This window comes from Cryobacterium sp. TMT3-29-2 (assembly GCF_004564305.1).
GTDB lineage: Bacteria > Actinomycetota > Actinomycetes > Actinomycetales > Microbacteriaceae > Cryobacterium > Cryobacterium sinapicolor.
The window spans coordinates 50552-61183 of record NZ_SOGK01000129.1 but is presented as its reverse complement, the minus strand read 5'-3'; the positions used below and the strand labels follow the sequence as shown (position 1 = coordinate 61183).

Here is a 10632-nt window from a genome sequence, read left to right as displayed (position 1 = left end):
GGCTGCCGGGGCGTGCTCTGACCGGCTGCGGGCGTCCGGGCCGCCGCCTTCTGGGCGTCGGCAGCGGCCTGCACGGCTGCCGCCGCCTGGGCCCGGGCGAGGGACGCGGCCGCCGCCTCGGCGTCCTGACCGGCCTGGTAGGCGCGTTCAGCCTCGGCCGTGGTGTCCTTGAGGAGGGCGAGCTGCGCGAAAAGCTCGGTGGAGCGCTGCTGCTCGGTCTCGTATGCCGTCTCGGCGGCCTGCGCGGCCACATTCGCCGCCTCGTACCTGGTCAGTGATTCGGCGCTGAGCCGGGTGCGCTCCACGGCAGCGGACGCCGCCTGCTCCCCGAGGGACTCGGCGGTGTTCTTGTCCTGCAGTGCCTCGCGATAGATCGTGTCGGACTGCTCACTCAGTTTGCTCGCGGTGCCGAGCTGTCCCAGCAACTGGTCGGCGTTGTCGCCGTTGAGGAACAGGGTCATCGACAGGTCCTGCGCACCGGTCTTCGACAGGTGGGCGGCGATCAGGCCGGCCCGCATCTTCGAGGTGGCGGCACGGGCATCCGCCGCCTGGACCTGCCTCGCCAGGCTCGCTTCACGCGCCGTGGCCGCCTCGAGGTCGTCCAGAGCGACCCGGTACGCTTCCGCCTTGATCAGGGAGGTCTTGGTGGCCGCGGTCGCCGTGACCTGCAGGCCCTGGAGCAGCTCGGTGATCGATTCGATCTAGGCCTGCTTGGTCGCCTCGCTGAGCTTGGCCTGCGCCACGTCGTCCCAGCTGGGGTAGCCGGGCTCGGCGAACGCCGCCGGCGCCGCGACGCCCACGGATGCCGAGACCGCCCCGAGGGCGACCGCCGCGAACACACGGGAGGGCTTGGTGCGCCACCCCCGGCGCTCGGCGTCTCTAGCCAAGGGGCGCGCCCCGGTCCGACATGAACGGCGCCGGGTTGACCTGGCTGCCGTTGGTGCGCACCTCGAAGTGCAGGTGGCAGCCGCTGGCGGCCCCGGTCTCACCGGAGCTGGCGATGCTCTCCCCCGCGGAGACGCTCTCGCCGTTGGAGACGAAGATCCCGCCCGGGCGGATGTGGGCATACCCGGTGGAAACGCCGTTGGCGTGCTGGATGAGGACAAAGTTTCCGTAGGTTCCGTAGACGCCCGCATAGATGACCGTGCCGCTGCTGGCCGCATAGATTCCGGCGCCGCAGCCGGTGCCGAGGTCGGTGCCGCTGTGGAAGCCCTTGCTGCAGCCGCTGTTGCCGCAGATCACCGCGCGCGGTCCGTAGCCGTCGGTGATGCGACCGCCGGCTGGGACCGCCCAGCCACCGCCGCCGACGGAACCACCGGAGCTGCCGGAACTGCCGGAACTGCTGCTCGAGCTTCCGCCACTCGGCCTCGAGGCCGCCGCGGCTGCCGCCCGCGCGTTGGCTTCCGCTGCTGCCCTTGCGGCGGCCGCAGCGCGTTCGACGCGCACCCGTTCGGCTTCGATGGCGGCCAGTCGAGCCCGCTCGATCACGCCCGCCTCATAGCCCGCCGATGTGGTGGCCTGCGCATCCTGCATGAACGCCAGTTGGGCGTCGAGTTCGACGCTCTTCGCTTCCGACTCGGTCAACGCGTTGGCGGCGGCCTGCGCGGCGGCCTGCGCGGCGGCGAGCGCCTCCTCGGCCGCGATGCGAAGCTTCTCACGCTCGGTCTGGGCGACCTTGGCCTGGTCGCCCAGCGACTCGGCCACGTTGGTGGCGGTCTGCGCCTGCTCGTAGACACTGCTGCTGCGCTCGACGAGCTTGCTCATGCTGCCGAGCTTCGACAGGAGCGCATCCGCGTCTTCGCCGCTGGCCTCACCGTCGAGAAAGAGGTTCACGCTCAGGTCGGTGCCGCCGGTGCGGTAGAGCTGCGCGGCGAGCTGGCCGGCCTGGCGAGTCGCGGTCTCCGCGACCACGGAACTCGCAGCGGCCTGCGCCTCGAGGTCGGCGGCGCGGCGGCTGGCCTCGTCGAACTTATCCTGGGCGGCCTGGAGTTCCGCTCCGCGCGCCTCCGATTCGGCCCGCGTCTGCGCGACCTGGGTCTGCAGGCCGGCAATCAATCCCTGAATCTCGGCGACCTGGGCGGAGGCGGCGGCCGTGTTGGACTTGGCGTTCTGCACGTCCTGCCAGGTCGGGTAGTCGATGGCCTGGGCCGGACCGGCCGGGCCGATGAGGGCGACGAAGAGCGAGAGGGCGGCGGCGAAACCGGTCGCGAGGCTGACACGGTCTCGACGGCGGCGCGGGCTGCGCGCGCATCCGTTACCCCCCTGCGCTGCTCGTGCTTCCCGGCTGAATGGACCTGCCGTGCGCTTCATTACTCCCCGATCGGGCTCGTTACACACATCTGCTGCTGTTTGAGAACGGTTTACAGTAACAACTACAGGGCAAAATTACCCCCCTTGAATCTAGCCGCTCGTCAAGAAAATCCCTGGAGATTCACAGCCTCGATGCGCACGACGCCCCCGGGCGACATTCTTTCTGCACTCGATTTGGGATTCCTGCGCGGTAGACCGTATGCTTATGCGTCGGAAGCCATGAATTCTATGGCGTCTCGGCCCCATCGTTTAGCGGCCTAGGACGGCGCCCTTTCACGGCGTTAACACGGGTTCGAATCCCGTTGGGGCTACGCATCCTGCAGGCCTGGGATGTGCAAGAATAACTAAGTACGAAAAACAGCAACACGAACACAAACTAAATATTTGGTTCTCATCACGAGGCCCTGTAGCGCAGTTGGTTAGCGCGCCGCCCTGTCACGGCGGAGGTCGCCGGTTCAAGTCCGGTCAGGGTCGCACAGGCAACAAGCCCTTTCGAAAGAAGGGGTTTTTTTCCTTGGAGCTTTCTTCTCGAAGTAGCTTCTGGCCCTGTAGCTCAGTTGGTAGAGCGTTCGACTGAAAATCGAAAGGTCACCGGATCGACGCCGGTCGGGGCCACTGAAGGTCACTCCCAGGCTTCTACTGGGGTGACCTTCTTTTTTTTTCCCCGACTCGGCATCCGCTCGCCCGTGACCTCCCCGGGCCCGCACGCCCCCTCTTTCACATCCTGACCCCCTGATGGGGTGCTAGCGACTCCTGCCGATAACGAGGTACGTTCCGCTTGTTGAACGCTGAGGTTTCGTCAGATCACCCGCAGGGGCCCGGGCAACCGGCATCGGCAGGCCCGGCGCGACACACCGACCTGTAACCCGATCTGCAGGGAACCACCGTGAATCCGATTCGAACGTGCCGACCTTCCTGCCTCCGCGCCGTGCGTCGCGGTCTCGTCCTCTCTGCGGAGGTATCGTGATGGATGTCGCGGACTCGGCCGAAATCGACCCGAGCGCCGTGATCGGCCCTGGCTGCCTGATTCGCAATCACGTGCAGGTGGGCGAATACGCGCGGCTCGGACCGGACTGCGTTCTCGGGCGCGGCGCCTACATCGGTCCCGGCGTCGTCGTCGGTCGGCAGTGCACGATTCAGGACTACGCGGTCGTTTATGAGCCGTCCCTGCTCGAGGACGGGGTCTTCATCGGTGCGGCTGCGGTTTTCACCAACGACGCGCATCCGCGGGCCATCAACACCGACGGAACGCGCAGGGCGACTGACGAGCGGGACCTGGTGGGTGTGACCGTGCGCACGGGGGCGTCGATCGGCGCCCACGCGGTGTGCGTCGCGCCGCTCACGATCGGTCGCTGGGCCATGGTTGCAGCCGGCGCGGTGGTCACCGACGATGTCCATGACTACGCCCTGGTGGCCGGCGTGCCCGCCCAGCGCATCGCCTGGGTCGGCCGCAGCGGCATGCAGCTGCGCGCCGAAGGCGACGGCAGACTCGTCTGCCCGGTCACCGGCGAGTGGTACACCGAGCACGACGGCTTTCTCACCCGCGACTGATCGGCCGCCGCTAGAGTTCCGTCTCGGACGGCGCGAACGTGTCGCAGCTTCCGGCACCGTCGTCGAAGCCGGTCTGGAACCATCGTTGGCGCTGCTCGCTGGAACCGTGGGTCCAGGCCTCCGGGTTGACCTGGCCCTGCATCGACTCCTGAATGCGGTCGTCACCGATCGCGGATGCCGCGCTGAGCGCATCCTGAATCTGCGCCTCCGTGATGGGCTTCAGAAACGGTACTCCGCCGGCGTCGCGGGTCTTGGAGGCAGCCCCGGCCCACGCGCCCGCGAAGCAGTCGGCCTGCAGTTCGACCCGCACCGCGTTGGAGCCGGCTCCGGTCTGGCCGTCCTGGGAGGATGCGAGGGTTCCTTCCAGATTCTGAATGTGATGGCCCCATTCATGGGCCACGACGTACATTTCGGCGAGCGGACCACCCGAAGAGCCGAAGCGGGTGCGCAGGTCGCCGAAGAACGCGGTGTCGATGTAGATGGTCGCATCCGGCGGGCAGTAGAACGGTCCGGTGGCGCTGGTGGCCCCGCCGCACCCGGTTCCAACGCTGTCGGTGAACAGCGCAACCGGCGGCGGCTGGTATTCGGCTCCGCGGGCGGGCAGTTCCTTAGCCCAGAATACGTCGAGGGACGCCGCCGCGCCCTTGATCCGGCACTCGACGTCTTCGTTCGCCTGGGCGCCGGTCGTGCACTCGGACAGGTTCGACACGCTGCCGCTGTCGGCGGGCTGCGTGCCGCCGCCGGCCAGGCCGCTCAGGTCGACACCCAGGAGCTGTGAGAGCAGGAAGAGGGCGATCGCACCCACACCGCCGCCCACTGCGATGCCCGCGGTGCGGCCCCTTTTGCTGACCCGGCCGCCGCCGATGTTCGCGTTGTCGTTAAATGTCATGAGAAAAAGCTACCCGTTGACGTGGTCCGCTGCCGCGATGATGGCGTCCGGGTTATAAAGCTCGCTAATGGAACAGCAGGTGCCTTGCGCACGATGTGCCCGCCCGCCGAAATAAGTGAGCTCCGCCGTCCCCCATTCGGGGTCCGAGCCGACTTGGGCGTTCGGGGGTATGGTCAGCTCGCAAGCAGTTGAAGATTCATCACTTGTTTGTTTGTTCGGGTTGTCTCGTTCCCTAGACAGGCTTCCCGGGCGAATCCCATCCCGCTCTGTACACCCGAAATGCAGAGGATTCACGTGAAGACGACCGCGACGTGTCGACCTATTCGTCGACCCAAATTCACCGGCCCCACCCAGGCCAAGCGCCGAGCGCTCCACCGCGTCTTGCTGGCGGGGTGAACAGACTGTGACGCACCCACAACCGCGCCTGCCCCTCGCCGGGCGCCTCCCCCTCGCCCAGCCTAAGCTTTCCCTGGTGCCGGCACCGGCTCTCGAGAACCCGGTCAGCGTCGACGCGAAGTCGTCCGGCCTGGTCTGGGCCAGACAGTTTCGGACGAAACTCCTGATGAGCGACGTGGGCATCGTTATGACCGCCGTCGCGACGGCCCTGCTCGTGAGATTCGGCGGAGAGGGTGCCCAGGCATCCGTCGGCGGATATCAGGCAGACTACTGGCTCGTCGCGCTGCTCATCGCGCTCAGCTGGATCGCGACCCTGGGGGCATTCCACACCCGGAACTCGCGCGTCATCGGCATCGGCGCCACCGAGTACAAGCAGGTGATCAACGCGAGCGCACTCACCTTCGGGCTGCTTGCCATCGGCTTCCTGGCGTTTCAGGTCGATGTCGCGCGCGGCTTCTTCGTGCTCGCACTCCCCGTCGGCATGTGCGGCCTGGTCTTGGAACGCTGGCTGTGGCGACGGTGGCTGCTGCGCCAAAGGGCCTTCGGCCATTACCTTGCCCGAGTCATCGTGGTTGGGAATCGCGCCGATGTCGAATATGTGGTCGGCCAGATCGAGAACGCCGGTGCCACCTACTACGTGGTGGGGATCGCACTCGCAAATGGATCGAAGTCCCCGGTTAAGGTTCAAAACCGGACCATCCCGGTGGTCTCCGACCTGGCCCACGTCGGGGCCGCGGCCACGAATTTCGCCATCGACACAGTGATTGTCGCAGGCGCTCCCAGCGGAGGGAGCGAGTATATCCGCACCTTGGGTTGGGAGCTGGAGGGGACATCCGCCGAGCTGGTACTGTCCAACCAGCTCACGGATGTCGCCGGTCCCCGCATCCATTTCCGGCCGGTTGAGGGGTTGCCCTTGATCCACGTGGAGATCCCCCAATTCGAGGGCGCAAAGCACGTACTCAAGCGCATCCTCGATATCGGCTTGTCGGGGATCTCACTTCTTGTCTTCTGGCCGCTCCTGGTGGCCATCGCGATCGTAGTGAAGCTCGACTCGCCTGGGCCCATCCTCTTCCACCAGGAGCGGTGCGGGCGCAATGAGCGTACTTTCCAAATGGTCAAGTTCCGTTCCATGGTGCAGACGGCGGAAGACGACCTGGCCGGCCTGCTCGACCAGAACGAGGCCTCCGGGGTGCTGTTCAAGATACAGAACGACCCACGGATCACCAGGTGCGGGCGACTCTTGCGCAAATATTCGCTCGACGAACTTCCCCAGCTGTGGAACATTTTCGTCGGTGAGATGAGCCTGGTCGGGCCGCGCCCGCCGTTGCCCGAAGAAGTCAAATCCTATGACACTCACGTTCGGCGTCGCCTCTACATCAAGCCTGGCCTGACCGGCATGTGGCAGATCAACGGTCGGTCGAACCTGAGCTGGGAAGACAGCGTGCGCCTCGACCTGTATTACGTCGAGAACTGGTCGCTGACCGGCGACCTCTACATAATCTGGCGCACATTTCGCATGGTCATGCGAGCAGAAGGAGCGTACTGATGGCGAACGAAAGCGTCTCGATTAATGAAGGAGGGGCCTTGACAAAAACGGTCGGCTACGCTGGCGGAGCTTTCGACCTCTTCCACATTGGCCATCTCAACATCCTCAAGCACGCGAGGAGCGAGTGCGATCATCTGATCGCCGGGGTAGCGACCGATGAAATGCTCCTCGTGACCAAGGGTTCGCTACCCGTGGTGCCGTTGGCCGAGAGGCTTGAGATCGTTCGTCATATCGACTTCGTCGATGAAGCAACAGCTGAAACGGACGAAGACAAGTTGGATACCTGGCGCACGCTTCATTTCGACGTCTACTTCAAGGGCGACGATTGGAAGGGCACGGAGAAGGGTCGCCGACTTGAGCGCCGATTCGCCGAGGTGGGCGTAGAAATCATCTACTTTCCCTATACCGTTTCGACCTCGAGCACGGCCCTCCGCCTTGCACTGAAGGCCCTGTCCTCCAACGCGCCGAGCAACCAACCGGTTCATGACTTCAGCAACAGCGAGCGATAGGACGACCATGGTTCCGAAAAGGGCACTCATCACAGGGGTGACCGGCCAAGATGGTTCGTATCTGGCCGAGTTTCTCCTGTCCAAAGGCTACGAGGTTCACGGCCTCAAGCGACGGTCGTCGCAGCTCAACACACAGCGAATCGACCATATCTATCAGGACCCGCACGAGCAAAACGCGCGTTTCTTCCTGCATTTCGGAGATCTGTCCGATTCGTCGAACCTCACCCGCATTATTCAGGAGGTGCAGCCGGATGAGATCTACAACCTGGGTGCACAGTCCCATGTGGCAGTCAGCTTCGAAATGCCCGAATACACCGCTGACATCGACGCCCTGGGCACTCTGCGTCTCCTCGAAGCCGTGAGATTGCTGGGGATGACGGATAGAGTCAGGTTCTACCAAGCCTCGACATCTGAATTGTACGGGTTGGTCCGGGAGTCACCTCAAAGCGAGATCACACCCTTCTATCCTCGTTCTCCGTATGCGGTCGCCAAGCTGTACGCCTATTGGATGACCGTGAATTACCGAGAGGCCTACGGGATGTACGCCTGCAACGGGATTCTGTTCAACCACGAATCCCCGCGCCGCGGTGAGACGTTCGTGACGAGGAAGATCACCCGAGCCATCGCCAACATCGCCCAGGGCCTCGAGTCCTGCCTGTTCCTCGGAAACCTGAACTCTCTTCGCGACTGGGGCCACGCACGCGACTACGTTCGTCTCCAATGGATGATGCTGCAGCAGGATGCGCCGGAGGACTTCGTGATTGCCACGGGAGTCCAGTACTCTGTGCGCGAATTCGTCGAATGGTCGGCGAAAGAGGCTGGAATCACCCTGAGATTCGAGGGTGAGGGCCTGAACGAGATCGGCATCGTCGACAGCGTCGTCGGAGACCTCTCACCTGCCGTTCACCCGGGCGACGTCATTGCGAGAGTCGATCCCCGTTACTTCCGGCCGGCCGAAGTGGAGACCCTGCTCGGGGACTCGACCCGGGCCCGTCTCAAGCTGGGCTGGCTGCCAGAGATCAGCGTGCGAGAGATGTGCGCGGAAATGGTTGCCTCAGACCTCGTGATCGCGCAGAAGAGCGTCCTCTTGAAGAGTCACGGTTTCCCTTCCCTCGTGTCTTGGGATACTTGGTGAACCGAGACACCGGCGCTGCTGTCTACGTCGCGGGACACAACGGGATGGTGGGCTCGGCGATCGTGCGCCGACTCACGTCGCTGGGTTACGTCAACATCGTGACCGCCCGTCATTCGGAACTCGACCTAGTCGACCAGCGAGCCGTTCGGGCCTTCTTCGAGGACAATCACATCGATCAGGTTTATGTCGCTGCCGCGAAAGTCGGCGGGATTGAAGCCAACAACTCCTCGCCGGCGGATTTCATCTTCGACAACCTCCTGATCGAGGCCAACATCATCAAGTCCGCACACGACTTCGGCGTTCCGAGACTCCTTTTCCTCGGCTCGTCCTGCATCTATCCCAAGTTCGCCACCCAGCCCATGGCCGAAGACGCGCTCCTGACAGGCCCGCTCGAAGCCACCAACGAACCGTATGCCATCGCCAAGATCGCCGGAATCAAGCTGTGCGAGAGCTTCAATCGCCAGTATGGGCGGGACTACCGAAGCGTGATGCCCGCGAATCTCTATGGTCCCGGAGACAACTATCACGCATCCTTCAGCCATGTCATCCCCGGTCTGCTCAGGCGTTTTCACGAGGCACGGGAAAACGGGGAGGATACGGTCGTCATCTGGGGCAGCGGCAACCCGCGACGTGAATTCCTTCATGTCGACGATATGGCGGCGGCCAGCGTGCACGTCATGGAACTTGACCGTGAGGTGTATCAGGCCAGCACTGCGCCCATGCTGTCGCACGTCAACGTCGGGACCGGCTCCGACTGCAGCATCAGCGACCTGGCAGCGACGATCGCGAAAGTCACCCGCTTCACCGGCCGGCTGACTTTCGACACCAGCAAGCCCGACGGCGCTCCTCGGAAGTTGATGGACATCACCCGCATCCAGGCTCTGGGCTGGGAGCCCACGATCGGCCTCGAGGACGGCCTTGAAGACGCGTACGCCTGGTTTGTTTCCCATCACGCAGATTTTCGCGGGCGGTGAGCAGGCAGATGAGGGTCACCATCATCGGACTGAACTATTCTCCCGAGCCGACCGGCATCGGCGTCTACACCACTGGGCTCTCGGAGGCACTGGCCGCGAGTGGTCACCCGGTCACCGTGATAACCGGCAATCCCCACTACCCGCAATGGCGGATCTACGACGGCTACGGCAGCCACAAGCGCGAAGACGGGCGCGAGCATGACCGCGAAAAGATCAGAGGCGTCAACGTCACCAGAGTCCGTCACGGTGTGCCGTCGCAACCGCGTCTGTGGAACCGCCTGGGCATGGAACTCGGCTTCGGGATTCGGGCGGTGTTCAGCAAGTGGGACAGGCCCGACGTGGCCGTGCTGGTCACACCTGCCTTATTCTCCGTCGGCGCGGCAATGCTGCGCGCCCGCCTGTTCCGCACCAACACCTGCATCTGGGTGCAGGACATCTATAGCCTCGGAGTGTCCGAGAGTGGAACAGGCGGCCACCTGGCCACCTGGCTGCTCCGCCGCATCGAGCGGTCCATCCTTCGCAGTGCGAACACGGTCGTCGTGATCCACGAGCGGTTCAAGCGCTATCTGGTTGAGGAGATGGCCATCGACGCCGACTCCGTCGAGGTCGTTCGCAATTGGTGCCACACCGACTACCCGAACGGCGACCGTCGGGAAGAAGTGCGCACCACACGCGGCTGGAAAACGGATGATATCGTCGTTCTCCACGCGGGGAACATGGGTGCCAAACAGGCCCTCGAGAACGTTGTCCACGCTTCGGAGATCGCAGAGCAGCGGGGATCGAAGGTGAGATTCGTCCTCCTCGGCGACGGAAACAAGCGGCATCAACTCGAAGCCATGGGCGTCAACCGCCGTCTCGAGTTCATCGATCCCCTATCCGAAGAAGCGTTCCAGGCGACCCTCTCAGCCGCGGACATCCTGCTCGTCAATGAGCGGCCTGGCTTGACGGAAATGTGCGTACCGAGCAAACTTACGACGTACTTCAACACCGGGTTACCCGTCATCGCGGCAACTGATGAATCCAGTGTTACCGCCGATGAGCTGGCGTTGGCTGGCGGCGGAATCAGAATCAACGCCGCGGTCCCCGGCGACCTTGTGGACGCAGCGGAGAAGCTCGGTCGTGATGCAGAGTCTTCAGCCGCCTACGGAGCGGCCGGGCGGCGGTTCTCTGCCGGCTTCCTTTCCTCAGACGCTGCAATCAGCCGGTTTCGGCGAATTCTCGAGCAGGGTGCATGTGACAGCGGTGTCGAGAGAGGTCGGTTGGCACGTCCATTTCCGACCGGGGCGACGGATGCAGTCGAACCGAAGTGAAGCGGAAATGGA

The 10632-nt window shown here is 64.2% G+C and carries 9 protein-coding genes, 3 tRNA genes and 1 pseudogene; 9 read left to right on the top strand and 4 right to left on the bottom strand.

The window, feature by feature from the left end; translation table 11 throughout:
* The 3 genes and pseudogenes from E3O67_RS15115 to E3O67_RS15105 form a co-directional block, all read right to left on the bottom strand.
* Positions 1-518 (bottom strand): annotated as a pseudogene (locus E3O67_RS15115) (NlpC/P60 family protein); the annotation flags it as partial.
* Positions 519-701: 183 nt separating this feature from the next.
* A complete protein-coding gene (locus E3O67_RS15110; protein WP_135103057.1) occupies positions 702-887 on the bottom strand; it encodes a hypothetical protein in 186 nt (61 codons plus the stop codon).
* The gene (locus tag E3O67_RS15105) at positions 880-2310 is read right to left on the bottom strand and encodes a M23 family metallopeptidase (protein ID WP_135103056.1); all 1431 of its coding nucleotides are present in this window, start codon (positions 2308-2310) and stop codon (positions 880-882) included. Before E3O67_RS15105 ends, E3O67_RS15110 begins: the two co-directional genes overlap by 8 nt.
* Before the next feature lie 238 nt (positions 2311-2548).
* Here E3O67_RS15105 and E3O67_RS15100 point away from each other — a divergent pair.
* The 4 genes from E3O67_RS15100 to E3O67_RS15085 all read left to right on the top strand — a co-directional run bounded on the left by E3O67_RS15100 (position 2549) and on the right by E3O67_RS15085 (position 3861).
* Positions 2549-2621, top strand: a tRNA-Glu gene (locus E3O67_RS15100).
* An 89-nt stretch (positions 2622-2710) separates the two neighbouring features.
* Positions 2711-2784 (top strand) — tRNA-Asp (locus tag E3O67_RS15095).
* A gap of 68 nt (positions 2785-2852) precedes the next feature.
* Positions 2853-2925: transfer RNA gene (locus tag E3O67_RS15090), tRNA-Phe, on the top strand.
* A 351-nt stretch (positions 2926-3276) separates the two neighbouring features.
* On the top strand, positions 3277-3861 hold the full coding sequence (locus E3O67_RS15085) for an acyltransferase (protein WP_135103062.1): 585 nt from the start codon (positions 3277-3279) through the stop codon (positions 3859-3861).
* A gap of 10 nt (positions 3862-3871) precedes the next feature.
* Here the strand turns inward: E3O67_RS15085 and E3O67_RS15080 are convergent, their stop codons facing one another.
* Positions 3872-4750: a neutral zinc metallopeptidase gene (locus E3O67_RS15080; protein ID WP_134429915.1), complete on the bottom strand. Its 879-nt coding sequence runs from the start codon at positions 4748-4750 to the stop codon at positions 3872-3874.
* 403 nt (positions 4751-5153) lie between these two features.
* Here E3O67_RS15080 and E3O67_RS15075 point away from each other — a divergent pair, with 403 nt between their 5' ends.
* Genes E3O67_RS15075 through E3O67_RS15055 form a run of 5 tightly spaced genes read left to right on the top strand, consistent with a single transcriptional unit; the run spans position 5154 to position 10620 of the window.
* Positions 5154-6692: a sugar transferase gene (locus E3O67_RS15075; RefSeq protein ID WP_241982224.1), complete on the top strand. Its 1539-nt coding sequence runs from the start codon at positions 5154-5156 to the stop codon at positions 6690-6692.
* A complete protein-coding gene (locus E3O67_RS15070; RefSeq protein ID WP_198417178.1) occupies positions 6692-7201 on the top strand; it encodes an adenylyltransferase/cytidyltransferase family protein in 510 nt (169 codons plus the stop codon). Before E3O67_RS15075 ends, E3O67_RS15070 begins: the two co-directional genes overlap by 1 nt.
* Positions 7202-7208: 7 nt before the next feature.
* Positions 7209-8336, top strand: a complete 1128-nt coding sequence (gene gmd, locus E3O67_RS15065) for a GDP-mannose 4,6-dehydratase (protein WP_134429913.1) — start codon at positions 7209-7211, stop codon at positions 8334-8336.
* A complete protein-coding gene (locus E3O67_RS15060; protein WP_134429911.1) occupies positions 8333-9310 on the top strand; it encodes a GDP-L-fucose synthase in 978 nt (325 codons plus the stop codon). Before gmd ends, E3O67_RS15060 begins: the two co-directional genes overlap by 4 nt.
* A gap of 8 nt (positions 9311-9318) precedes the next feature.
* The gene (locus tag E3O67_RS15055) at positions 9319-10620 is read left to right on the top strand and encodes a glycosyltransferase family 4 protein (RefSeq protein WP_134429910.1); all 1302 of its coding nucleotides are present in this window, start codon (positions 9319-9321) and stop codon (positions 10618-10620) included.
* The last annotated feature ends 12 nt before the right edge of the window (positions 10621-10632 follow it).

Coding starts and splice junctions, on each gene's coding strand:
- E3O67_RS15070 (WP_198417178.1), top strand. CDS start 6,692: ATGGCGAACGAAAGCGTCTCGATTAATGAAGGAGGGGCCTTGACAAAA.
- gmd (WP_134429913.1), top strand. CDS start 7,209: ATGGTTCCGAAAAGGGCACTCATCACAGGGGTGACCGGCCAAGATGGT.
- E3O67_RS15105 (WP_135103056.1), bottom strand. CDS start 2,310: ATGAAGCGCACGGCAGGTCCATTCAGCCGGGAAGCACGAGCAGCGCAG.
- E3O67_RS15085 (WP_135103062.1), top strand. CDS start 3,277: ATGGATGTCGCGGACTCGGCCGAAATCGACCCGAGCGCCGTGATCGGC.
- E3O67_RS15055 (WP_134429910.1), top strand. CDS start 9,319: ATGAGGGTCACCATCATCGGACTGAACTATTCTCCCGAGCCGACCGGC.
- E3O67_RS15080 (WP_134429915.1), bottom strand. CDS start 4,750: ATGACATTTAACGACAACGCGAACATCGGCGGCGGCCGGGTCAGCAAA.